General features: G+C 72.9%; 20 protein-coding genes. 7 read left to right on the top strand and 13 right to left on the bottom strand.

The features are described from left to right. Positions 1-2 precede the first annotated feature (2 nt). On the top strand, positions 3-2,117 hold the full coding sequence (locus P1K89_RS09465) for a TonB-dependent receptor plug domain-containing protein (protein WP_284616124.1): 2,115 nt from the start codon (positions 3-5) through the stop codon (positions 2,115-2,117). Positions 2,118-2,143: 26 nt separating this feature from the next. Here P1K89_RS09465 and P1K89_RS09460 read toward each other — a convergent pair whose 3' ends face one another. Further along, complete coding sequence (locus tag P1K89_RS09460) at positions 2,144-2,818, bottom strand: protein-L-isoaspartate(D-aspartate) O-methyltransferase (RefSeq protein WP_284616123.1); 675 nt, start codon at positions 2,816-2,818, stop codon at positions 2,144-2,146. 225 nt (positions 2,819-3,043) lie between these two features. Between P1K89_RS09460 and P1K89_RS09455 the strand changes: the two genes are divergently transcribed. Continuing rightward, positions 3,044-4,003: a DMT family transporter gene (locus P1K89_RS09455; protein ID WP_284616122.1), complete on the top strand. Its 960-nt coding sequence runs from the start codon at positions 3,044-3,046 to the stop codon at positions 4,001-4,003. Between the two features lie 45 nt (positions 4,004-4,048). Here the strand turns inward: P1K89_RS09455 and glcF are convergent, their stop codons facing one another. The 11 genes from glcF to P1K89_RS09400 all read right to left on the bottom strand — a co-directional run bounded on the left by glcF (position 4,049) and on the right by P1K89_RS09400 (position 15,282). After that, entirely contained in the window at positions 4,049-5,296 is a 1,248-nt protein-coding gene (gene glcF / locus P1K89_RS09450) for a glycolate oxidase subunit GlcF (RefSeq protein WP_284616121.1), read from the bottom strand. A gap of 7 nt (positions 5,297-5,303) precedes the next feature. Then, on the bottom strand, positions 5,304-5,972 hold the full coding sequence (locus P1K89_RS09445; protein ID WP_284616120.1) for a class I SAM-dependent methyltransferase: 669 nt from the start codon (positions 5,970-5,972) through the stop codon (positions 5,304-5,306). Then, on the bottom strand, positions 5,972-7,057 hold the full coding sequence (glcE, locus tag P1K89_RS09440; RefSeq protein WP_284616119.1) for a glycolate oxidase subunit GlcE: 1,086 nt from the start codon (positions 7,055-7,057) through the stop codon (positions 5,972-5,974). The genes P1K89_RS09445 and glcE overlap by 1 nt, the downstream gene beginning before the upstream one ends. Positions 7,058-7,059: 2 nt before the next feature. Continuing rightward, a complete protein-coding gene (locus tag P1K89_RS09435; RefSeq protein ID WP_284616118.1) occupies positions 7,060-8,568 on the bottom strand; it encodes an FAD-linked oxidase C-terminal domain-containing protein in 1,509 nt (502 codons plus the stop codon). Positions 8,569-8,637: 69 nt separating this feature from the next. After that, positions 8,638-9,522 carry a LysR substrate-binding domain-containing protein gene (locus P1K89_RS09430; RefSeq protein WP_284616117.1) on the bottom strand — a complete coding sequence of 295 codons (885 nt, stop codon included), beginning with the start codon at positions 9,520-9,522 and terminating at the stop codon, positions 8,638-8,640. Between the two features lie 5 nt (positions 9,523-9,527). After that, entirely contained in the window at positions 9,528-10,085 is a 558-nt protein-coding gene (locus P1K89_RS09425) for a GNAT family N-acetyltransferase (RefSeq protein ID WP_284616116.1), read from the bottom strand. After that, positions 10,082-11,317 carry an FIST signal transduction protein gene (locus tag P1K89_RS09420; RefSeq protein WP_284616115.1) on the bottom strand — a complete coding sequence of 412 codons (1,236 nt, stop codon included), beginning with the start codon at positions 11,315-11,317 and terminating at the stop codon, positions 10,082-10,084. The genes P1K89_RS09425 and P1K89_RS09420 overlap by 4 nt, the downstream gene beginning before the upstream one ends. 26 nt (positions 11,318-11,343) lie before the next feature. Continuing rightward, positions 11,344-12,195, bottom strand: coding sequence for a PhaM family polyhydroxyalkanoate granule multifunctional regulatory protein (locus P1K89_RS09415; RefSeq protein ID WP_284616114.1), 852 nt, complete (start codon positions 12,193-12,195; stop codon positions 11,344-11,346). A gap of 56 nt (positions 12,196-12,251) precedes the next feature. After that, positions 12,252-13,433 (bottom strand): TraB/GumN family protein, encoded by a 1,182-nt coding sequence (locus tag P1K89_RS09410; RefSeq protein WP_284616113.1) that lies wholly within the window; start codon positions 13,431-13,433, stop codon positions 12,252-12,254. Between the two features lie 91 nt (positions 13,434-13,524). Beyond that, positions 13,525-14,163 (bottom strand): hypothetical protein, encoded by a 639-nt coding sequence (locus tag P1K89_RS09405; RefSeq protein ID WP_284616112.1) that lies wholly within the window; start codon positions 14,161-14,163, stop codon positions 13,525-13,527. Positions 14,164-14,253: 90 nt separating this feature from the next. Next, complete coding sequence (locus P1K89_RS09400) at positions 14,254-15,282, bottom strand: fumarylacetoacetate hydrolase family protein (protein WP_284616111.1); 1,029 nt, start codon at positions 15,280-15,282, stop codon at positions 14,254-14,256. Between the two features lie 55 nt (positions 15,283-15,337). Here P1K89_RS09400 and P1K89_RS09395 point away from each other — a divergent pair, with 55 nt between their 5' ends. The 5 genes from P1K89_RS09395 (at position 15,338) to P1K89_RS09375 (ending at position 21,714) form a co-directional block, all read left to right on the top strand. After that, positions 15,338-16,495: a DUF3108 domain-containing protein gene (locus P1K89_RS09395; RefSeq protein ID WP_284616110.1), complete on the top strand. Its 1,158-nt coding sequence runs from the start codon at positions 15,338-15,340 to the stop codon at positions 16,493-16,495. Positions 16,496-16,547: 52 nt separating this feature from the next. After that, positions 16,548-16,808: a BTH_I0359 family protein gene (locus P1K89_RS09390; RefSeq protein ID WP_284616109.1), complete on the top strand. Its 261-nt coding sequence runs from the start codon at positions 16,548-16,550 to the stop codon at positions 16,806-16,808. A 121-nt stretch (positions 16,809-16,929) separates the two neighbouring features. Further along, a complete protein-coding gene (locus P1K89_RS09385; RefSeq protein ID WP_284616108.1) occupies positions 16,930-19,260 on the top strand; it encodes an ATP-binding protein in 2,331 nt (776 codons plus the stop codon). 38 nt (positions 19,261-19,298) lie between these two features. Beyond that, complete coding sequence (locus P1K89_RS09380) at positions 19,299-20,357, top strand: homocysteine S-methyltransferase family protein (RefSeq protein ID WP_284616107.1); 1,059 nt, start codon at positions 19,299-19,301, stop codon at positions 20,355-20,357. Positions 20,358-20,430: 73 nt separating this feature from the next. Next, positions 20,431-21,714 carry a hypothetical protein gene (locus P1K89_RS09375; RefSeq protein WP_284616106.1) on the top strand — a complete coding sequence of 428 codons (1,284 nt, stop codon included), beginning with the start codon at positions 20,431-20,433 and terminating at the stop codon, positions 21,712-21,714. Here P1K89_RS09375 and P1K89_RS09370 read toward each other — a convergent pair. After that, the gene (locus P1K89_RS09370; protein WP_284616105.1) at positions 21,703-22,266 is read right to left on the bottom strand and encodes an OmpA family protein; all 564 of its coding nucleotides are present in this window, start codon (positions 22,264-22,266) and stop codon (positions 21,703-21,705) included. The two genes, P1K89_RS09375 and P1K89_RS09370, sit on opposite strands and share 12 nt — an antisense overlap. Positions 22,267-22,329: the final 63 nt, after the last annotated feature.

Here is a 22,329-nt window from a genome sequence, read left to right as displayed (position 1 = left end):
GCGTGGCCCTCGCTGCGGGGTTGCTGGCGACGCTCGGCCTGTGTTCGGGCGCCGCCGCGGCGGTCGACGAAGAAGGGCTCGAGCAGGCCTACGGCGATCGCGACACCATCAGCATCGCGACCGGCCGGCGCCAGCCGATCCGCCGCGCGCCGGCGGTGGCCACGGTGATCACCGCCGACCAGATCGCCGCGCTCGGCGCGACCGACCTGGACGAAGTGCTGGCGACGGTGCCCGGCCTGCACGTCGGCCGCGGTCACATCGGCATGACGCCGCTCTACGTGATGCGCGGCATCTACCACCGGCTCAATCCGCAGACGCTGGTGCTGCTCAACGGCGTGCCGCTGACCTCGCTGTTCACCGGCACGCGCGGGCTCGGCTGGTCGAGCTTCCCGCTCGACGACGTCGCGCGCATCGAGGTGATCCGCGGACCGGGCTCGGCGCTCTACGGAGCCGATGCGTACGCCGGCGTGGTCAACATCATCACCAAGGGCGCGGCCGAGCACGACGGCGTCGAGGCCGGGCTGCGTGCCGGATCGTTCCGCCGCCGCGAGGGCTGGCTGCAGCACGGCGGCCGGCTCGGGCCGGTCGACCTGGCCGGCTACCTGCACGCCGGGCGCACCGACGGCGCGCGCCGTGTGGTCGAGGCCGACGCGCAGACGGTGCTCGACGGCTTGTTCGGCACGCACGCCAGCCTGGCGCCCGGGCCGATGGCCACCGGCCACGAGACGCTCAACGCGCGCATCGAGCTGGCCTGGGAGCGCTGGCGCCTGCGTGCGGCCTGGCTGCTGCGCGACCAGGTCGGCATCGGCCCCGGCGTCGCCGAGGCGCTGGACCCGGTCGGCGCCTCGCGCCATGACCACCGCATCGTGCAGCTGGCGCTTGCCGACCAGCCGCTGGCCCCCGACTGGCCCCACTGGCGCCTTCACCTGGACCTCGCCTGGCACGCCTATTCGCAGGTCCACCGCCATGCGGTGCAGATCCTGCCGCCGGGCGCGTTCGGCGGTGCGTTCCCGGCCGGCATGCTGGGGGCGCCGAACGTGTGGGAACGGCAGTGGCGCAGCGCGGTCGCGCTGGACTACACCGGTTTCGCGGACCATCGGCTGCGCATCGGCGTCGGCTTCGACGACCTCGACATGCCGCGCACGCAGGAGTTCAAGAACTTCAACATCATCACCAGCGGTCCGCTGGCCGGCGTGCCGGTGCCGCTGGGGGAGGCCGCGCAGGGCGGGGCGCTGGTGGCCGCGTCGCCGGCGGACATCTTCCTGCTGCCGCAGCATCGCCGCGTGCGCCATGCCTACCTGCAGGACGAGTGGTCGCTCGCGCGTGACTGGTCGTTGACCGCCGGCGTGCGACACGACCGCTTCTCCGATGCCGGCCGCACGAGCAACCCGCGCCTGGGCCTGGTCTGGCACGCCGACTACGAGCTGACCGCGAAGCTGCTCTACGGCCACGCGTTCCGCGCGCCGGCCTTCAACGAGCAGCACAGCATCAACAACCCGGTCGAGCGCGGCAACCCGGCGCTGAAGCCGGAGACCATCCGCACGCTGGAGGCCGTGTTCGCGTGGCAGCCCGAGCCGGCGCTGCAGGCGCAGCTCAGCGTGTTCCGCCACCGCATGCACGACCTGATCCGCGCGGTGCCGGATGCCGGAGGTGTCGGCTCCAGCTACCAGAACACCGGCAGCCAGCGCGGCCGCGGGCTGGAGGCCGAAGTGCGCTGGGAACCGAGCCGGACGCTGCGGCTGGCGGCGCAGGCCGCCTGGCAGCGTTCGACCGACCAGGCGACCGGCCTCGACCCCGGCTACGCGCCGCGCCGCCTGCTGCGGCTGCGCGCCGACTGGACGCTGCCCGGCGCCTGGCAGCTGGGCGTGCAGGCCCGCGAGGTCGCCGGCCGCCGGCGCGCGCCCGGCGATGGGCGGCCGCCGATCGCCGACTACACGAACGTGGATGCCCACCTGGGCAGCCCGCTGCTCGACGGGCGCTGGCGCGTGATGCTGGCGGTGAACAACCTCTTCGACCGCGACCAGCGCGAACCGAGCAGCGCGCCGGGCCTGTCGCTGCCGAACGACCTGCCGCTGCCCGGGCGGGCGGCGGTGCTGCAGGCGAGCGTGCGTTTCTGAGGCCGCGCTTCCGGCCTGGCGCCCGTTCAGTGCGGCGCCGCGGTATCGAGCTGAGAGAAGCGCACCGGCAGCAGCTCGCGCTGCGCCAGCGTGCCGTCGAGCGCCTTCTGCACGACGATCAGCCGCTGCGCGTCGGGCGGCCCGGCCGGCAGCACGAGCCGGCCGCCGGGTTTCAGCTGCGCGATCAGCGCCGGCGGAATGTGCTCCGGCGCCGCGGTGACCATGATCTTGTCGAAGGGCGCCTGTTCCGGCCAGCCCTCGTTGCCATCGCCGATGCGCAGCACGACATTGCGGCAGCCGGCGTCGGCCAGACGCCGTTCGGCCTGGTGCGCCAGCAGCTCGATCAGCTCGATGCTGTAGACCCGCTGCACCAGCGCCGACAGCACCGCGCACTGATAGCCCAGGCCGGTGCCGATCTCGAGCACACGATCGGACGGCCGCGGATCGAGCAGGTCGGTCATCACCGCGACGATGAAGGGCTGCGAGATGGTCTTGTCGCAGCCGATCGGCAGCGGCCGGTTCAGGTAGGCCAGCGGCTTCAGCAGCGGCGGCACGAAGAGGTGGCGCGGCACCTCGCCGATGGCGTCGAGCACGCGCGACTGCAGCGCCGCCTTGTCGAGCTGGCCGCAGCTGAACACCGTCATCGCGACGATCTCGGCGATCATCGACTGGCGCAGTTCGGCGAACTCGGACTCGCTCACTGACCAACCCTCCGCACGGCGTGCTCCGGGATGAGCGCTTCGACAGCGGCCGGGCGCGCCCCTGCAGGCACCCCGACACCTGACGGCCATCGTACGCCCCGCCGCCGCGCGAGCGCAATCCGGTACAAGACCGCGCGAACGCGGGGGGCTAGTCTGCGCACGGCGCCGGTGGACCGGCGTCCCGTGTGACCAGGCGCCGCCTGGGCGCTCCCGTGGATTAAAGACATGCTGCTCGGAACTTCCTACGCGCTCGCTGCCGGCCTGATGTGGGGCCTCGTCTTCATCGGCCCGCTGCTGCTGCCCGACTACCCGGCGGCGCTGCTGTCCTTCGGCCGCTACGTCGCCTTCGGCCTGATCGCGCTGCCGCTGGCCTGGGCCGACCGCCGCGCCCTGGCGCAGCTGACCCGCGCCGACTGGTGGGAGGCCGCGCGCCTGGGGCTGGTCGGCAACATCGTCTACTACCTGTTCCTCGCCGCGGCGATCCAGAACGCCGGCGGGCCGCTGCCGACGATGATCATCGGCACCCTGCCGGTGGTGATCGCGGTGACGTCGCGGCTGCGCGAGGGACATGGCGCGGCGCTCGGCTGGTCGCAGATGGCGCCCTCGCTGCTGTTGATCGGCGCCGGCATCGCCTGCGTCAACCAGGTCGAGCTCGAGGCGCTGCGCCGCGCGCAGGACGCCGATTTCGGACGTTATGCGCTCGGCGCCGTGCTGGCCGTCGGCGCGGTCGCCTGCTGGACCTGGTATCCGATCCGCAATGCCGACTGGCTGCGCGCGCATCCCGGCCGCAGCCCGCGCGCCTGGGCCACCGCACAGGGCCTGGCGACGCTGCCGATGGCGCTGGCCGGCTACCTCGGCTGGGGGCTGTGGGCCGCCTTCATGCAACCCGACTTCCCGCAGCCCTTCGGCCCGCGGCCCGGCCCGTTCCTGCTGCTGATGTTCGCGATCGGCCTGTTCGCGTCGTGGCTCGGCACGCTGTGCTGGAACGCCGCCAGCCAGCGCCTGCCGACCGCGCTGGTCGGCCAGCTGATCGTCTTCGAGACGCTGGCCGCGCTGGCCTACGCGCTGGTGCTGCGCGGCAACGCCCCGGCGCCGGCCACGCTGCTGGGCGCGCTGCTGCTGGTCGCCGGCGTGGTGTGGGCGCTGCGCTCGCCGCGTGCGGCCGCACCGGCCGGCACCGCCTGACGTGCTGCGGCGCCGCCCGCGGCGGGGCGGCCGCGGGCGGCCGCTTCAGCGTGTCGAGGCCAGCGCTTCGTCGACCAGCTCGATCCAGTGCGCGACGCGCGTGCCGGTGCCGCTCTGCAGGTGCTGGATGCAGCCGACGTTGGCCGAGACGATCGTTTGTGGCTCGAGTGCCGACAGGTGGCCGAGCTTGCGGTCGCGCAGCTGTTTCGAGAGCTCGGGCTGCAGCACCGAATAGGTGCCGGCCGAGCCGCAGCACAGGTGCGATTCGTTCAGCGGCAGCGAGACCTCGAAGCCCAGCGCGCGCAGCGCCGCCTCGACGCCACCGCGCAGCTGCTGGCCGTGCTGCAGGCTGCACGGGGGATGGAAGGCCAGCCGCGCTGCGCGCGGCGACGCGGCGCCCAGGCGCTGCTGCAGCGCCGGCAACATCGACGGCATCAGCTCCGACAGGTCGCGGGTCAGCGCGGCGATGCGGCGCGCCTTGTCGGCATAGGCCGGATCGCGCGCCAGGGCGGGGCCGTAGTCCTTGACCATCACGCCGCAGCCCGACGCGTTCATCACGATCGCCTCGACCTCGCCGCGTTCGACGTGCGGCCACCAGGCATCGACGTTGCGCCGCATGTCGGCCAGGCCGCCGGCATGGTCGTTCAGGTGCGTGCGCAGCGCGCCGCAGCAGCCGGCGTCCGGCGCGATCACCGTCTGGATGCCGGCGGCATCGAGCACGCGCGCGGTCGCCGCGTTGATGTTGGGCATCATCGACGGCTGCACGCAGCCGGCCAGCAGCAGCACCTTGCGCGCATGCGTCGCGCTCGGCCAATCGTGCGCGCGCGCCGGCGGCACTGCCGGCACCTTGTCCTTCAGCGCTGCCGGCACCAGCGGCCGCAGCCACTGGCCGAGCTTCATCGCCGGTGCGAAGAAGGGCGAGGTCAGGCCTTCCTTCAGCATCCAGCGCGTCGTGCGTTCGGCCAGCGGCCGCTCGACCTTGCGCTCGACCACCTGGCGGCCGATCTCGACCAGCGCGCCGTACTGCACGCCGGACGGGCAGGTGCTCTCGCAGTTGCGGCAGGTCAGGCAGCGGTCCAGGTGCAGCTGCGTCGCGCGTGTCGGCGCCTCGCCCTCGAGCACCTGCTTGATCAGGTAGATGCGGCCGCGCGGGCCGTCGAGCTCGTCGCCGAGCAGCTGGTAGGTCGGGCAGGTCGCGGTGCAGAAGCCGCAGTGCACGCACTTGCGCAGGATGGCTTCGGCGGCATCGCCGTCGGGCGTGCCCTTGAACTCGGGCGCGAGGGTGGTTTGCATGCCGGGCTCAGGCGAGCTGGTACGACAGGCGCCAGTAGTGGCGCGTCGCCGACCAGTCGACGTCGCGCACGTGCGGCCCGATCGCCGCGATCGCCTCGTCGCGCGTCGGAAAGTTCTTCAGCACCTCGTGCACCGAGCCGTCGGCCAGGCGCCGCTGCTGGTACGTGTTGCCGTGTTCATCGCTGCGCGCCAGCGGCGTGCTGCTGCCCTCGGCATACTGGTTGTCGAGCATCACGATGCGCGCGCCGGGCACCAGCCGCGCATGCAGCGCCTCGATCCAGTCGATCAGCCGCTGGCGTGGCACGTGCGACCACCAGTGGCCGGCGAAGGCGGCGTCGAAGCGTTCGCCTTCGGCCAGGCCCTCGAAACTGTAGGCATCGAGCGTGCGCAGCTCGACCGACGCGGGCAGCGGCTTGCTGCGCGCGACGGCCATGGTCTCGGGGTTCAGGTCGGTGGCCAGCCAGTGCGCGGCATCGCGGGCGCCGTGCAGCGTCCACCAGCCGGTGCCGCAGGCGATCTCCAGCACGCAGCGGCCGGCGAAGAAGCCGGGCAGCTCGGCTTCCAGCGCCCGCAGCTCGGCCTGGCGCTCGGGCTTGGCGTAGATCGCCTCGTACTCGGCCGCGCGCTTGGCGTAATAGGCGGCGAGGTCCTGGTCGGCGGTGGTGGGCGTGGTCATCAGAGATCGGGGTAGAGCCGGCCGGGGTTGAATACGCGGTCGGGGTCGAACGCGTCCTTGATGCCTCGCTGGATGCGCGCCTGCGCCGGGGCCAGCGGCGCCAGCGCGCCAGCCGACTTGTCGCCGCGGAAGACCACCGCGTGGCCCCGCAGCTTCGTCGCCGCCTCCCGCAGCACGCTGGCCGGCGCGGTGGTGACGATCCAGCGCTGCGCGCCGCCCCATTCGATCAATTGTTCGCCGCTCAGGGCCAGTGGCGGCGCGGTCTGCGGCAACGACAGCCGCCACAGCGTCGCGCCGCTCTCGACGGCGCGGCGCGCACCCTCGAAGAACTCGTCGCGCTGGTCGCGCAGGCCGCGCCAGAACGCATCGGCCAGCGGCGCATCGATGCGCTCGCCGCCCAGCGTCTGCGCCGCGGCCTGCACCGCGGCCGAGGCCCCGGCCAGGCGCAGCACCAGCATGCCGCTCCACCACGCGCTGGCGTTGACCGGCAGCGGCTCGCGGCCCCAGGCGTTGAGCTGGCGCAGTGCCTCGGCCTGCTCGCGCTCGAAGCGCAGGGTCAGCGTCGCCGGCGGCAGCGGCAGCACCTTCAGCGACACCTCGAGGATCACGCCGAGCACGCCCATCGAGCCGGCGAGCAGCCGCGACACGTCGTAGCCGGCGACGTTCTTCATCACCTGGCCGCCGAAGCTTAAGCACTCGGCCCGGCCGTTGAGCAAGGTCGCGCCGAGCAGGTAGTCGCGCACGCCGCCGCTGGCCGCGCGCGCCGGTCCGGACAGACCGGCGGCGACCATGCCGCCGACCGTGCCGCCTTCGGCGTAGCGGGGCGGCTCGAAGGCCAGGCACTGGCCTTTGTCGGCCAGCGCCGCTTCGAGCGTCGCGAGCGGTGTGCCCGCGCGCACCGTCACCACCAGCTCGCTCGGCTCGTAGCTGCTGATGCCCTGCAAGGCGCGCGTGTCCAGCGGTTCGCCGCGCGGCGCCTCGCCGTAGAAGTCCTTCGTGCCGCCGCCGCGGATGCACAGCGGCGAGCGCTGCGCACGCGCGGTCTGCACGCGGTCGATCAAGGCAGCGAGGGCGCTGTCGGTCATCGCTAGAACCGCTCCAGTTCCGGGAAGGGCAGCAAGCCCTTCTTCACATGCATGCGCCCGTACTCGGCGCAGCGCTGCAGCGTCGGGATCAGCTTGCCCGGGTTCAGCAGGCCCGCGGGATCGAAGGCCGTCTTCAACGCGGCCATCTGCAAGAGCTCGGCCGGGCTGAACTGCACGCACATCGAATTGAGCTTCTCGACGCCGACGCCGTGCTCGCCGGTGATGGTGCCGCCCATCGCGACGCTGGTCTCGAGGATCTCGGCGCCGAAGGCCTCGGCGCGGTGCAGCTGGTCGGGATCGTTGGCGTCGAACAGGATCAGCGGGTGCAGGTTGCCGTCGCCGGCATGGAAGACGTTGCAGCAGCGCAGGCCGTGGCGCTGCTCCATGTCCTGGATCGCCAGCAGGATGTCGGCCAGGCGCTTGCGCGGGATCGTCGAGTCCATGCACATGTAGTCGGGGCTGATGCGGCCCGACGCGGGGAAGGCGTTCTTGCGGCCGCTCCAGAAGGTCAGGCGCTGGCGCTCGTCGGCGCTGACCTCCAGCCGGGTCGCGCCGCAGCGGTCGAGCACCGCGCGCATGCGCTCGATCTCCTCGGCCACTTCCTCGGGCGTGCCGTCGCTCTCGCACAGCAGGATGGCCGCGGCGTCGAGGTCGTAACCCGCGCCGACGAAGGCCTCGACCGCGGCGGTCATCGGCTTGTCCATCATCTCCAGGCCCGCCGGGATGATGCCGGCGGCGATGATCGCGGCGACCGCATCGCCGGCTTTGCGCACGTCGTCGAAGCTGGCCATGATGCAGCGCGCGAGCTGCGGCTTCGGCAGCAGCTTCACGGTGACCTCGGTCACCACCGCCAGCATGCCTTCGCTGCCGATGACCACCGGCAGCAGGTCCAGCCCCGGCGCGTCGAGCGCGTCGCCGCCGAATTCGACCGCTTCGCCGTCGGCGGTGAACCCGCGCACCTTCATCACGTTGTGCAAGGTCAGCCCGTACTTCAGGCAGTGCACGCCGCCGGAGTTCTCGGCGACGTTGCCGCCGATGGTGCAGGCGATCTGGCTCGAGGGGTCGGGCGCGTAATAAAGCCCGAATGGCGCGGCCGCCTCGCTGATCGCCAGGTTGCGCACGCCGCACTGCACACGCGCGGTGCGGCTGGCGACGTCGACGTCGAGGATGCGGTTGAACTTGGCCAGCGACAGCGTCACGCCCAGCGCATGCGGCATCGCGCCGCCGGACAGCCCGGTGCCGGCGCCGCGCGCGACCACCGGCACGGCCAGCGCATGGCAGGCGCGCAGCACCGCGGCGACCTGGGCCTCGTCCTCCGGCAGCGCGACGACCAGCGGCATCTGCCGGTAGGCGGTGAGGCCGTCGCATTCGTAGGGCACGGTGTCCTCGCGCCGGTACAGCAGCGCATGGGCCGGCAGCAGCGGCGCCAGCGCCGCGACCACCGCCAGCTGGCGCGCGGCGCGGTCGGCAGGCTGCAGCGGATCGAGCCGATCGGGGGTCTGGGCGGACATCGCGGGGCAGTCTAGTGCAGGCCCGGTCGCGTCCGGTTGAAAGTTCTGCGCGCCGCCCGTGAAGGAAATTCAGGCCAGGGATTGCCGCAGCCAGTCGGCGAAGGCGGCGCATTCCCAGCGCTGCAGCGCCCCGGGTTTCCAGCACAGCCAGTGCTGGTGCGGCGAGGGCACCGCGCGCGGCGACAGGCGCAGCAGCCGGCCGCTGTCGAGCCACGCGGCGCCCAGCTTCAGCCGGGCCAGCGTCACGCCGAAGCCGGCGGCCGCGGCCTCCAGCATCAAGCCGACATCGTTGAACTGCGCGCCTTCGCGCGGCTCGGGCAGCGCGAGAGCGCAGGCGGCGAACCACGTCGACCAGGGTTCGAGCGGGCTGCGGATCAGGCGCACGCGGCCGACCTCGGCGGCGGACTCGAAGTGGCCGTCGAAGGGGCCGTGTTCGGCGAGGAACTCGGGGCTGCAGGCGGGGGTGATCTCGTCGGCCAGCAGCAGGCGGTGCGCCAGGCCGCTGCCCGGCGCCGGTTCGGGGCCGTAGCGGATCTCCAGGTCGGCGGGCTCGCCGGTCACATCCAGCAGCGGGATCGCCACCTGCAGCACCAGCTCGATGTCGGGCCAGGCATGGCGGAAGCCGGCCAGGCGCGGCAGCAGCACCTCGCGCGAGAAGGTCGGCGTGACGGCGATGCGCAGCCGCGCGCCGTCGTTCGCGCCGCGCTGCGGCAGCTGCGCCAGCGCCGCGAGCGCGGCGCGCACCTGCACGAGGGCTGCGACCCCGTCGGCGGTCAGCGTGAAGTCGGCGCGTTCGAAGAGCCGCGTGCCGAGCTGCGTCTCCAGCTGGCGCAGCCGGTGGCTGACGGCGCTGGGCGTCACTGCCAGCTCGTCGGCGGCCTGCGTCACGCTGCGCAGCCGCGCCAGCGCCTCGAAGGCCTGCAGGTTCTGGATCGGCGGCAGGCGGGCGGCCATGCGGTTCAGGTCGACGTCCAGCCCGGCGGCGTGCAGAAGAGGCGGTGCGGCTGCAGCGGGTGGCCGGCGAGGTTCGGGTGCGCGAAGTCGCCGGCATGCTGCAGGCCCAGGCGTTGCATCACCGCCTGCGACTTGACGTTGCCGGTGGTGGTGAACGAGACGATGCGCGCGCGCTTCAGTTCGTCTCGCGCGAAGTCCAGCAGCAGTTGCGCGGCTTCGGTCGCGTAGCCCTGGCCCCAGGCGGCGCGCGCGAGCCGCCAGCCGATCTCCAGCTGCGGTTCGGTGTCGAATCCGGGCACCGGGATCGTGAAGGCCGGCGTCGAGAGCCCGACGAAGCCGGCGAAGCCCACCGCGGGCACCTCCAGCGCGTAGTGGCCCCAGCCCTGCGACCGCAGCCGGTCGGCCATGCGGCGCGCCATCGCGTCGCTGTCGTCGCGGGACAGCGGCGCCTTCAGCCAGCGCATCACCTCGGGGGCGGCGTTCAGCGCGGCGAAGGCCGGCAGGTCGTCGTCGCGCCAGGCGCGCAGGCGCACGCGCAGGCCCTCGAAGGTCCGCACGGTCATGAGCGCACGAACACCGTCAGCACGCCGGTGTAGCCGTAGACATGGCGGTGGCCGATCTCGCCGCCGGCGAAGAAACCGACCAGCGGCACGTCGCCGAGCGCGTGCTGCACGATCAGCGCCTCGGCCGATGGCGCGCCGAAGTGCGGGCCGCCGCGGCCGGCGCAGGAGACGTAGATCGCGCCGGCGATCGGCGAGCGCGGTGGTTCGCCGCCGGCGTCCGGCAGCGCGGGCACGGGATGGTTCGGCGCCATCGCGTCGACCTCGTCGCGGATCTCGCTGCAGATGCGCACCAGGTCGCGGCGCGCGGCCTCGGCATCGCGGCGGCAGAAGGTGAGCTGCTCGCCGGCGACCGCGAGGTCGGCGATGGCCACCGCATCACGCGCGGGGTCGATGCCGATCAGGTGGCGCACGCGGGTGTCGACGCCGAACTGGCCGCCACGGCCGAGCGAGGTGTCGCCGGCATCGGACAGCCCGACCAGCGTCGCGCGCAGCGCGCGGATCGCGGCTTCGGGCCGATCCAGCGTCTGGCCGAGGTCGCCCAGCAGCAGCGGCAGCGCCGGTTCGCCGTCGAGCTCGAGCACGACGTTGCTGACCTCGGTGCCGGGGCGGCCGCTCGAGTCGCTGCTGGCGGCCACCTGCGTGATGCGCCGCACCGGCCCGACCGGCCGGCAGCCCTGCGTGACCCGCGAGACCAGCGCGATCTCGCGGCCGAACGCGACACCCGACAGCCCGCCTTCGAAGACGCCGTCGGCGATGTGCAGCGTGCGCTCGCGCGAGCTGGCGAGGCCGCCGAAGAGATAGCCCGAGCGGGTGCGTCCGCTCAGCTCGCCGACCAGCTCGGCGAGCTCCGGCGTGGCCGGATCGGCATGCACGAGCGCGGTGTGCGCCCGCGCGGCATCGAGCGGCTGGCGGCCGTTGAAGAGCTGGAAGTCCGACGGCGGCAGGTCGGCCAGCATCAGCGAGATCGCCGGTGCGTCGATGTACTCGGCGCCGCTGCCCATCACGCCGATGCCGACCGAGCCGGTCCAGGCGACACCCGGCCAGCGCCGGCGCGCATCGGCCAGCAGGTCGTCGGCAGCGTCGGCGAAGTGGTCGGTGAAGTACAGGAAGCCCAGGGTCGGCACGAAGGCCGGCGTGCGGCGGCTGCGCTGCGCGTCGAGCTGCGCGGCGACCAGCGCCATCGCCATGCCGGCCTGCGGATGCGTGGCATGCGCGGCGAGGAAAGGGTTCATGGCGAGCTTCGGGCCGGGACCGTGGATCAGCGCGGCGCGGTGCGCTTGCGCGGCGTGGCCGAGCGGGTGGACGAGTGCGTGGCCGAGCGGGTGGGCGACTTGCGCGGCGCCTTCGCCGGCGGTGTGCCGGCCGGGGTGCCCGCACCGCCGCGCGTCGCGCCGCCGCGGTTGCCGTTGCCGGCGCCCGCCACCCGGGCGGCCTGCTGGGCCGCCTGCTGCGCGGCGCTGGCCGCGGTCTTGGCGACGGCCGCCGGCACCGACGCGGCCTTCTTCAGCGTTTCGCTCGCGGCGTCGAAGCCCTGCTTGACCATCGCGCCGGCCAGGCCCTTCGCGGCATCGGCGGCGCTGTCCTTCATCGCGTTGGCGGCGAGCTCGGTGAACTGCTTGGTCAGCGCGCCCCACCATTGCATCGGGTCGGGCACGCCCGGCGGCACCAGCGGCGCGGCGGCGGCCTTCGGCTTGCGTGCGGCCTTCGGCCTGGCGGCCGGCGCGGGCGCGGGGGCGTCGTCGTCATCCGTGTCGTCGTCGGCCGTGTCGTCGTCGGCCGCTGCGGGCGCGGCCGCAGCTTGCTCCGGCAGCTTGATCTTCAGCGACTCGGTCAGGTCACCGAGCGAGACGTTCATCGTCTTCAGCGTCGACAGCGTCATGCGCTGCACTTCCAGCGCCTGGATCGTCGCGCCCAGCATGCGCGCGTTCTGCTCGAGCCAGAACTGCACCGTGCGCAGCTCCTCGATCTTCTTTTCCAGCTCTTCGGGGTTCAGGGTCGGCGCGACCCACTGGCCCACCGACGGCAGCGCCGCGCCGGCGTTCTTCACCAGGCCCTGCAGGAAGTCGAAGCCCGGCACGAGCTTGCTGAACGCGGCGGTCGGGTCGGCCATGGGATCTCCTGCAGGCGGTGTGGTGCCGCCGATGGTAGTCCCAGGACGCGGTGAAGTCAGTCCGCCTTGGCCGTCGGCGAGGAGGTCGGTGCGGAGGCCGGTGCGGGAGCAGGTTTGGGGGCCGCGTCGGGGGCCGGTGCGGGGGCCGGTGCCGAGGCCGCCGGCGACGGCGGGACCGCCACGGCAGCGGCCATCGACGCGCTCGCGAACGGGACCCGCTCGACCGCATAACCGAGCTTCTCCATCAGCTGCGGCAGGCCCTGCGGACCGGTCATGTGCAGCGAGCCGACGGCGGCGAAGACGGTGCGGCCGGCGGTGTGCAGCGCGTCGATGCGCGCGGCCATCGGGCCGTTGCGCTCGTCGTTCAGCCGGCGCAGGAAGGCGCGGTCCTCGTCGTTGTCGATGCAGTCGCACCACTGCTCGTAGTGCGACAGCAGCTCGAAGTCGCCCTGCTCCCAGGCGCCCGCCACGCGCACCAGCGCCCGGCGCGAGGCCCCGCGCTCCAGCTGCGCCAGCGTCTGCTCGGTCATCGCCAGCGCCTGCTTCGCATCGGTGGGCACCAGCAGCGCCGCCTGCTGCTCGGCCGACTCGAGCGCCACGATGGGCTTGTCCAGCGCGCGCGCCACGCCGCCGAGCACCAGCTCCTGCGCGAACGCCGGGTCCAGGCCTTCGTGGCGCGCCGCCAGCACGGTCAGCGTGATGGCCTGCATCACCGGATGCTGGCCGGCCAGCACGCCGGGCGGCAGGCAGGCCGCCTCGGTCTGACGCTTCAGCCGCTGCTGCATCGCCGGCGGCAGATTCACGCGGGCGTCGCCGGCGCCCGGGCCCATGCTGAGCGCCAGCTGCCGCAGCGTGGCTTCATCGGTCAGGTCGAGCTCCAGCGCCAGCGCCTGCGCGCCCAGCAGGGCCTCGCGCACCCGCGGGCCGGGGAAGGCCCAGTCGAGCTTGCCGACGTGGATCGTGCCGTAGAGGTAGGAATTGCGGCCGTGCTTGCTGATGCGCCACAGGAAGCCGCGGTCGCGCGCGGCGCGCTGACCTGCCTGGATCTGCGCGTCCGTCGGCGGCTGCGGCACGGGCGGGCAGTCGGCCACGCGGGCCGCGGGCGGCGCCGACGCCGTGTTCGCCGGCGGGGCCGCCGGCAGGGACTGCGGCGCGAACAGCGTGACGAACAGCGTGGCGAGCGGCAGGGCCAGCGCAGCCAGGGTGCGGGTCAGCGGCCCGCGCAGGCGAGGGATCATCCGGCGACGATGCCACGAATCCCGGTGCGCGCCTAAGGCCGCTTGTCACGCCAAGGGGGGTCGTGCACCCGCGTTCCGGCGGCGGGTGCGCTCAGCGGGCGGCTTGCAGCGGATACCACCAGCCGTCCTGGCCGCGCTGGTACAGCTGCCCGCCGGCGTCGACGTGGTAGGCCTGCCCCTGGTGCAGGTGGGTGGTATTGCGCTGCCAGGTGTGCGGCAGCACGCGGGCGCTGCCGTCGGGGGCCAGCCAGGTGCTCTGGCCGGTGAGCTGCCGGCCGGCTTCGGCCTGGTTGGCGTGGAAGCCGTCGCGCCAGGCCGCCTGGGCCTGCGCGCGCTGCGCCTGGGCCTGCTGCAGGCCCTGCCAGGCGGCGCGTTCGCGCGCCTGGTTGCCGGCCTCGGTCGAGCGCATGTGGGCCATGCCTTGCGCGCTGTAGCCGTTGGTGTAGACGTAGTAGTAGGTGAACGTCGCGTAGTCCATCGGCGCGCGGCCGCTGGCCGCGGCCTGGGCCTGGTGCTGGCGGTACATCGCCTGCACCTGCGGGTCGTGCATGCGCTGCTGGACGATGCCCTGCACCATCTGCTGGCCGCGCGCGATGTTCTGGTTCATTGCCGCCATCTGCTGCTGCACCATCGCGCCGTAGTCCTGAGCCGCGGCGGCCAGCGGCAGCGCGCCGATCCAGGCGCCCAGCAGCGGGGTCAGCAGGCGGCGCAGCAAGGTCGAGAGACTCATCGTCGGGCTCCGTCGGTAGGGATGCCCGCAGGATGCGCGGCGACCGTTAGTCGAACGCTAGCGCCGCGCCGCGCGCCGGCATGACCGAAGTCACGCCGGCGCGGCGTCGGTCGGCGCCGGGGCGAGCGGCACCTCGCCGTCGGCATCCACCACGCGCTGCTCAATCGCGCCGAACACGCTCTGGCCGTCGCGGCCCTTCATCTCGATGCGGATGGTGTCGCCGTACTGCATGAAGCCGGTTTTCGGCGCGCCGTCCGAAACGGTCTCGATCGCCCGCTTCTCGGCGATGCACGAATAGCCGCGCGACCAGTCCTGGTTGCTGACGGTGCCCGAGCCGACGATGGAACCGGCCCGCACGCGGCGGGTCTTCGCCAGGTGCGCGATGAGCTGGCCGAAGTGGAAGGTCATCTCGGGGCCGGCCTCCGTCATGCCGACCTTGCGGCCGTTCCAGCTCGACTGCAGCGCGAGGTGCACGCGCCCGCCCTGCCAGGCGTCGCCGAGCTCGTCCGGCGTCACCGCGACCGGGCTGAACGCGGTGGCCGGCTTGCTCTGCAGGAAGCCGAAGCCCTTCGCCAGCTCGTCGGGGATCAGGTTGCGCAGGCTCCAGTCGTTGGCCAGCAGCACGAGGCGGATGCCTTCGAGCGCCTCGTCGGCGTCGACGCTGGCCGGCACGTCGCCGGTGATCACGGCCACCTCCGATTCGAAGTCGATGCCCCAGTCGAGGCTGGCGAAACGCGCGTTCTCGCAGGGACCGAGGAAGTCATCGCTGCCGCCCTGGTACATCAGCGGGTCGGTGTAGAACGATTCCGGCACCGTCGCGCCGCGGGCCTTGCGCACCAGCTCGACGTGGTTGATGTAGGCCGAGCCGTCCGCCCACTGGAAGGCGCGCGGCAGCGGCGCCATGCACTGGCGCGGCTCGAAGGCGAAGGCATGGCGCGCCTTGCCCTGGTTCAGCGTGACCGACAGGTCCTGCAGCTGCGGCGACAGGTAGTTCCAGTCGTCCAGCACCTGCTGCAGGCGGGTGGCGATGCCGGTGGCGTAGTGGGCGGTCGCGAGGTCGCGCGAGACGACGACCAGCTGGCCATCGCGCGAGCCGTCGTTGTAGGTGGCAAGTTTCATCGAGTGCGCAAGCGTGGGAGGGCGGGCGGCGGACCCGCGATGGCAGCATTGTCCGATGCGCCGGCCCGTCGACCCCGAGCCCCGCCCGGGCCCGACGCCGCGGGCGCTGGTGGCGCTGCTGCTGGCCGTTGGGCTGCTGCACGGGCTGCTGCTGGCGCGCTGGACACAGCCCCGGGCGGACCGTTTCGGCGCGCCGGCGCCGGTGTTGCCGGCGATGCAGGTGCGCACGCTCGCCGCCGCACCGGCACCGGCACCCGCACCCGCACCCGCACCGGAGCCCGCACCCGCACCGGCCGAAGCGACGCCCGCTGCGCCGGCGGCCGCACCGCGGCGGTCGGTCGACGCGATTCCTCGGCCTGTGCGCCCAGCGCCCGCCGAGGCGCCCGCGCGATCGCCGCAGATGCGGGCGCTCACCCCGCCGGCGGACGAGCCGGCGCCCTCATCCTCGCCCGAGGCCCGCCCCAGCCCGCCGCCCGCCGCCACCGAGCACGATGGCGACGAGGCCCCGATCGCCGCCGGCGAGACCGCCCCGCCCGTCTACGCGACGCGCCTGCCGGGTGATGCGAGCCTGCGCTACCGGCTGCAGCGCGGGCCGCTGAGCGGCGACGCGGCGCTGGTCTGGCGCAGCGACGGCGAGCGCTACACGCTGGACTTCGAGGCCCGCGGCGGTGCGGGGTCGGGGCGGGCGCTGATCGAACAGCACAGCCAGGGCAGCCTGGACGCCGGCGGGCTCGCGCCGGAACGTTTCGCCGACCGCCGCCGCGGCCGCGGCCCGCAGTCGGCGCAGTTCGACCGTGCCGCCGGCGCCGTGCGCTTCAGCGGTCCGTCGCACACCTACCCGGCCTGGCCCGGCGCGCAGGACCGGCTGGGGTGGATCGTGCAGCTGGCGGCGATCCAGGCGGCCGCGGTGCAGCAGCCGCCGGGCGAGCCGCTGGCGGAGGTCGTCCTGTTCGTCGTCGGCGCGCGCGGCGGCGCCGGCTGGTGGACCTTCCGCCGCATCGGCCGCGAACCGGTCGTGCTGCCATCGGGGGAGACGGTGGACGCCTGGCACTTCGAGCGCCGGCCGGCGGTGCCGCGCGACCTGCACGTCGAGGCCTGGCTCGACCCCGCGCGCGGCTTCTGGCCGGTGCGGCTGCGCTGGCGTCCGGCGCTCGGCGGGCCGCCGCTGGAGCTGCTGTTGTCGGCCGATCCCGACAGCCAACCGCGCCGCTGACTGACTTGAAACGGCCGCCAACGGTGTCACCTTGGGCCCCAAGGAGAAATTCATGCAGCTGCTTTACAACTCGGACAACTTCGTCGTCGTTGCGTTCGAGCTGGCGGACGTCGCCGGCGCCACCAGCACGCAGGGCGGCTACGAGATCGTCGACAAGTTCAACCGCAAGGAGATCTTCATCGACGGCGAACTCGCGGCCACCTTCAAGCAGGGCGTGCAGGCGCTGGTCGATGCCGGCCCGACGCAGGAAGACCTGGACGAATACATCAGCCGCTTCACGGCGCTCGCGCAGCAGCCGGTGCTGATGCATTGACGAGCGCCCACCGGCGCCGGGTGCCGACGATGCACCGGTGCCGCGTGGGGCCGCAGCGCACGGCCCCTTGCCCGCCCGCGCGCGCTGCGCCAAGATGGTCCCGACAAGGGATCGTCGCCAAGTGAAGGGTTCGACCGCCAGTCACAGCTCCCAGTGGATCGTGTCGCCGGGCCTCGCGCAGGCCCCGGTGCTGGATCGGCTGTGCTCGCATTTCGTGCTGACGCTCACCCGCGCGCAGGCCGGGCAGTTCAATTTGCGCCGCGACTGGGGCGGCCTGCTCGCGCTGGTCGGCCGCCATCTCGTCTGGCCGGCGAGTGTGCTGGGGCGGCTGCGCAGCTACCTGAACAAGCGCTGCGAAGGCAATGTGCTGTGGCGCGGCCACCGCGAGCTCACCGACGCCGCCTTCATCGAGCGCCATGGCCTGTGGCGCGGCCCCTACGAAGAAGGCACGCTCTTCTTCTACCTCGACGAGTACATCAAGGACGCGCCCAAGGACCTCGCCGCGGTGCTGTCGGCCACCTGCGACTGGCTCGGCCGCGACCTGAAGAAGCAGTCGACGCTGGTGCAGAAGAACATCGATGCGCTCGGCAGCCTGCTGCAGCTGAACCCGGCCGAACGTGCGCTGCTGCTGTACGGCACGCTGGCGCGCTACCAGCGCGAGCTGCGCGGCCTGCTGGTCGAGTTCAAGGTGTCGAACGCGCAGCAGGCCTATGCGGCCATCGCCGCGGTGGCCGGCGTCGACGAGCGCGAGGTCGCCGAAGCCTTGCGCGCCGGCAGCCGGCTCGAGCGCATCGGCATGGTCGAGAACCTGATCTCGGAGCACAACATCACCGACCTCGCCGACCTGATGAAGGTCAGCGAGCAGCTGCCGCCGGTGCTGATGCGCGAGTACAAGGGCCCGGACGAGCTGATGGCCGTGTTCACGCGGCCGGCCACGCGCTCCGAGCTGACGGCGGCGGACTTCGCCTTCGTCGCCGACGACGTCGAGATGCTGACGCGCCTGCTGCGCAACGCCGCGGCCAGCGAATCGCACGGCGTCAACGTGCTGTTGTACGGGCCGCCGGGCACCGGCAAGACCGAGCTCGCGAAGGTCTGCGCGCAGGCGGCATCGCTGGTGCTGTACGAGGTGGAATACGCCGACCGCGACGGCAACTCGCTGTCCGGCCGCGACCGCTACCGCTCGCTGCAGATCAGCCAGGTGTTCCTCAAGGGCAGCCCCGATGTCGCGCTGCTGTTCGACGAGGTCGAGGACGTCTTCCCGCCGCTGTCGGCCGATGCCGCGCAGTGGATGGCGCGCCTCGATTCCAGCGGCGGCGAATCCGGGCCTTCGGCCAGCGTCAGCGGCAAGGCCTGGGTCAACCAGATCCTCGAGACCAACCGCGTGCCGGTGATCTGGATCACCAACCGCATCGAGCAGATCGACCCGGCCTTCCGCCGCCGCTTCCAGTACCACCTGGAGCTGAAGTCGCCGCCGCCGGGCGCCCGGCTGCAGCTGGTGCAGCGGGCGCTCGACGGCGAACCGGTCAGCGAAGGGTTCGCCGCGCGCCTGGCCGAACGCCGCGGGCTGACGCCGGCGCAGATCCGCACCGCGGTGCGCTTCGCGCGGCTGGCCGGCGAGCCCGGGCAGACCGAGACGCTGATTGAGCGCCAGCTCGCCAACGCCGACCGCGCGCTCGGCCAGAACGCCGCCGGCAGTGCGGCGCGGCCGGTGGTCACTCGCTACGACCTCGGGCTGCTGAACCTGGAGAGCCGCTTCCCGGTCGAGCGCATCGTCGAGGCGTTGCGCCGCCGCGGCCACGGCACGCTGTGCCTGCACGGCCTGCCCGGCAGCGGCAAGACGGCGCTGGCCGAATACATCGCGCAGGCGCTGAACCGGCCGCTGATGGTGCGGCTGGCGAGCGACCTCGTTAGCAAGTTCGTCGGCGAGACGGAGGCCAACATGGCGCGCATGTTCGCCGAGGCCGAAGCCGAGCAGGCGGTGCTGCTGCTCGACGAGGCCGACAGCTTCCTGCGCAGCCGCCGACGCGCGGAACGCCACTACGAGGTCACCGAGGTCAACGAGATGCTCGCCGGCATGGAACGCTTCGCCGGCATCTTCGTCTGCACGACCAACCTGTTCGAGGACCTCGACGAAGCCGCGCTGCGCCGCTTCACCTTCAAGATCGGCTTCCGCGCGCTGACCCCCGAGCAGCGCGAGCGCATGTTCGTCGCCGAGGCGCTGAAGGACGGGGACGCGCTCGACATCGATCAGCGCCGGCGCCTGGCCGCGCTGGACCTGCTGACGCCGGGCGACTTCGCCGCCGTGCAGCGCCAGGCCGAGATCCTCGGCGTGCCACTCGAGCCCGACGAATTCCTGAGCCAGCTCGAAGGCGAGCACCGGGTGAAGCCGGAGGTGCGCGAGCGCCGCGCGATCGGCTTCGGCGCGCCGCGGCCGGCCGAGCCGAAGGCCTGAACCCCGCGGGGGCAGGCGCGCTTCCTACAATCGGCGCCATGAACGCCGCCCGACCCATCGCCTACACCCGCGCCGCCGACCTGCCGGCGTTGCTCGCCCAGCGCATCGTGATCATCGACGGCGCGATGGGCACGATGATCCAGCGCTACAAGCTCGGCGAGGCCGACTTCCGCGGCACCCGCTTCACGGACCATCCGAAGGACCTGAAGGGCAACAACGACCTGCTGCCGCTGACACGGCCCGACGTGCTGCGCGAGATCCACGCGCAGTACCTCGCCGCCGGCGCCGACATCATCGAGACCAATACCTTCGGCGCGACCTCGATCGCGCAGGAGGACTACGGCCTCGGCCACATCGCCCGCGAGCTCAACGTCGAGGCCGCGCGCATCGCGCGATCGGCGGCCGATGCCCATTCGACGCCCGAGCGTCGCCGCTACGTCGCCGGCGCGCTGGGCCCGACGCCGCGCACCGCGAGCATCAGCCCCGACGTCAACGACCCCGGCGCGCGCAACGTCACGTTCGAGCAACTGCGCGCCGCGTACCACGAGCAGGCCGCCGGCCTGCTCGAAGGCGGCGTCGACCTCTTCCTCGTCGAGACCATCTTCGATACGCTGAACGCCAAGGCGGCGATCTTCGCGCTCGACGAGCTGATGGAGAGCACCGGCGAACGGCTGCCGGTGATCATCTCCGGCACCGTCACCGACGCCTCGGGCCGCATCCTGTCGGGCCAGACGGTCACCGCGTTCTGGCACTCGGTGCGCCACGCGCGGCCGATCGCGATCGGCCTGAACTGCGCCCTGGGCGCGACGCTGATGCGGCCGTACATCGAGGAACTCTCGAAGGTCGCCGGCGACACGTACATCAGCTGTTATCCGAACGCCGGTCTGCCCAATCCGATGAGCGAGACCGGCTTCGACGAGACGCCCGAGATCACTGGCGGCATGCTGGCCGAGTTCGCGCAGGCCGGCTTCCTGAACATCGTCGGCGGCTGCTGCGGCACCACGCCGGACCACATCGCCGAGATCGCGAAACGCGTCAGCGCCTACCGGCCGCGCTCGCGGCACGATCCGCTGTTCGGCGGATTGCTCGCCGCCTGAACCCCGGCCGCGGGATCGCGGCCGTGCGCCTGTCGTGATAGAAGCGGCGCTTCCAACAACAGAGGGAGCGCAGATGAAGAACAGGGCGGGTGCATGGCTCGGCGCCGCGCTGGCGTTCGTGCTGGCGGCGTGCGGCGGTGGCGGTGGCGACAGCGGATCGACCGATCGCGCGCCGAGCGCACCGCCGGCCGCGCCGGCGACCACCACGCTGGCCGACTACCTGAAGAGCCGTGCCGACCGGGTGACGGTGATGGGCTATCCCGAGCCGAGCGCCGAAGAGCGTGCCTGGCTCTTCGACGACAGCCGCGAGCGCGCCGTCGCCCAGGTCGCCCGCAGCCTCGTCTCGTGGCCGAACGCGGTCGCGCTGCCGCCGCTGCAGGCCTCCTTCGTGCAGACCGTCGGCGCAGCCGCCCGCGGCGACACGCTGGCCGAGCTGCGCCAGGCCCATCCGGGCGTGGCCCCCGGCTTCTACGCGTCGATGCGGCGTACCGCCGGGGTGCATCGTGAGCTCAGCGCGCTGACCGGCACGCGGCTGCTGCCGGAGTTCCTGGCGGCGACCGACTCCTTCGGGCCGCTGCCGCCGCTGGCGCACTGGTCGGCCGAGGAGGTTGCGGACCCGCGCGGGCTGAGCAGCCACGGCAGCGACGTGCGCCTGGTCGTGTCCGACCGGATCAACGTCGATCTGGCATTGCCCAGGGGCGAGGCGTACGAGGGCCTCGTCGTCGGCGCCGACGGCTCGCGGTCGTCGCTGGCCGTGCTCGAGCTGACCGACGGTGTCGTGCAGCACCGGGCCGCCGACTACGCTGCCCAGGCGCTGCGGGTCGGCCAGCACCTGCTGGTGAAGATCGAGCCGGCGGTCGTGCCACTGCGGACATTTGCCGAGAGCCGGCTCTCGGCGGCCTTGTCCGAGGTCGTGCACACGGTCGGCTCACCGACGCTGGTCGCCCTGCCGCCGGGCAAGATGCTGCTGCCGCGGCAGGGGATGAGCGTGGACGGGCGCGAGGCGTCGAGCAACGGACTGGCCAGCGCCTTCGACGAGCTGCGGGCCGACCTGCGCGGCCTCGATGGGGGCGGCACCTACCTGAAGGCGGACAACGGGCCCAGCGGGCTGTGGATGGAGGCCGGCGCGCTGTCGATGTACGGCAGCCACACGACCACCTTCATCCATAGCATCCGCAATCCGCATGCCCCGGACACCTCCAGTGGCGGATCCGTGTTGGTCAACCCGGTGACCTGTCCGGAGCGTGTGGTAGCGCTGCGGCCCTTCTTCATCGTCGTGCTCGATGCCGACCGGCGTGTCGTGGCGCTGGCCGCGATGGGGGCCATCGCGTCGACCGCGTGCTGGTCAATGGGCTGACTTCTGCTGCATCGCCGGCGCCGAATCCTCGAGGCGCCCGATGCCCGCCGGCGCGAGGCTGAGGCGCAGCGCGACGCCGTCGCCGCTTCCGCCCGCTTGCGCCGCGACGCGGTGCGCGCCGACCCCGCGCGACACCAGGTGCGCGCGTGCGGCCTGCGCCCGGTCGGCGGAGGCCGTGCCGATCGTCAGCCGGCTCGTCGGCTGGCGCTTCAGGCTCTGGCCCACCTTGTCGAGCACCGCCTTCAATGCCGGCTTCGGCTGGGCCGACGCCGTGTCGAAGGCGTGCACCATCGGCACCAGCAGGTTCACGCCGCCCTCGGCATCGCTGCTGATGACCACCGGCGTGCCTTCGAACAGCTGCGTCAGCCAGCGCTGCTCGCTGACCAGCGGCGAGGGCCTGGGCGCGGCCGGCGCCGGGGCGGACGCCGCCGGCAGCGGCGCTTCGGCCCGGCTGTCGGGCCGCGTCGTCGTCGAGGGGGAGGGCGCCGGTGCGCGGCTGGCACAGCCGGCCACCATCGACAGCACCAGCGCACTGATCAGCAGACTTCTCATGGCTCGATTGGACCGTCCGTGCAGGCTGTATCTGCGTACAGCGTTGTAAACGCAGTGTGCAGG

Source organism: Aquabacterium humicola, assembly GCF_030167915.1.
Classification (GTDB): domain Bacteria; phylum Pseudomonadota; class Gammaproteobacteria; order Burkholderiales; family Burkholderiaceae_C; genus Pseudaquabacterium; species Pseudaquabacterium humicola.
The sequence above is the reverse complement of the archived record's forward strand: the minus strand, read 5'-3'. Positions and strand labels throughout refer to the sequence as shown.

What these genes read in the sequence shown, in the direction of transcription:
- P1K89_RS09395 (WP_284616110.1), top strand. Translation starts at nt 15,338, where the DNA reads ATGCGCCGGCCCGTCGACCCCGAGCCCCGCCCGGGCCCGACGCCGCGG.
- P1K89_RS09390 (WP_284616109.1), top strand. Translation starts at nt 16,548, where the DNA reads ATGCAGCTGCTTTACAACTCGGACAACTTCGTCGTCGTTGCGTTCGAG.
- glcF (WP_284616121.1), bottom strand. Translation starts at nt 5,296, where the DNA reads ATGCAAACCACCCTCGCGCCCGAGTTCAAGGGCACGCCCGACGGCGAT.
- P1K89_RS09435 (WP_284616118.1), bottom strand. Translation starts at nt 8,568, where the DNA reads ATGTCCGCCCAGACCCCCGATCGGCTCGATCCGCTGCAGCCTGCCGAC.
- P1K89_RS09430 (WP_284616117.1), bottom strand. Translation starts at nt 9,522, where the DNA reads ATGGCCGCCCGCCTGCCGCCGATCCAGAACCTGCAGGCCTTCGAGGCG.
- P1K89_RS09370 (WP_284616105.1), bottom strand. Translation starts at nt 22,266, where the DNA reads ATGAGAAGTCTGCTGATCAGTGCGCTGGTGCTGTCGATGGTGGCCGGC.
- P1K89_RS09420 (WP_284616115.1), bottom strand. Translation starts at nt 11,317, where the DNA reads ATGAACCCTTTCCTCGCCGCGCATGCCACGCATCCGCAGGCCGGCATG.
- P1K89_RS09445 (WP_284616120.1), bottom strand. Translation starts at nt 5,972, where the DNA reads ATGACCACGCCCACCACCGCCGACCAGGACCTCGCCGCCTATTACGCC.
- P1K89_RS09380 (WP_284616107.1), top strand. Translation starts at nt 19,299, where the DNA reads ATGAACGCCGCCCGACCCATCGCCTACACCCGCGCCGCCGACCTGCCG.
- P1K89_RS09455 (WP_284616122.1), top strand. Translation starts at nt 3,044, where the DNA reads ATGCTGCTCGGAACTTCCTACGCGCTCGCTGCCGGCCTGATGTGGGGC.
- P1K89_RS09410 (WP_284616113.1), bottom strand. Translation starts at nt 13,433, where the DNA reads ATGATCCCTCGCCTGCGCGGGCCGCTGACCCGCACCCTGGCTGCGCTG.
- P1K89_RS09425 (WP_284616116.1), bottom strand. Translation starts at nt 10,085, where the DNA reads ATGACCGTGCGGACCTTCGAGGGCCTGCGCGTGCGCCTGCGCGCCTGG.
- P1K89_RS09375 (WP_284616106.1), top strand. Translation starts at nt 20,431, where the DNA reads ATGAAGAACAGGGCGGGTGCATGGCTCGGCGCCGCGCTGGCGTTCGTG.
- P1K89_RS09400 (WP_284616111.1), bottom strand. Translation starts at nt 15,282, where the DNA reads ATGAAACTTGCCACCTACAACGACGGCTCGCGCGATGGCCAGCTGGTC.
- P1K89_RS09405 (WP_284616112.1), bottom strand. Translation starts at nt 14,163, where the DNA reads ATGAGTCTCTCGACCTTGCTGCGCCGCCTGCTGACCCCGCTGCTGGGC.
- glcE (WP_284616119.1), bottom strand. Translation starts at nt 7,057, where the DNA reads ATGACCGACAGCGCCCTCGCTGCCTTGATCGACCGCGTGCAGACCGCG.
- P1K89_RS09415 (WP_284616114.1), bottom strand. Translation starts at nt 12,195, where the DNA reads ATGGCCGACCCGACCGCCGCGTTCAGCAAGCTCGTGCCGGGCTTCGAC.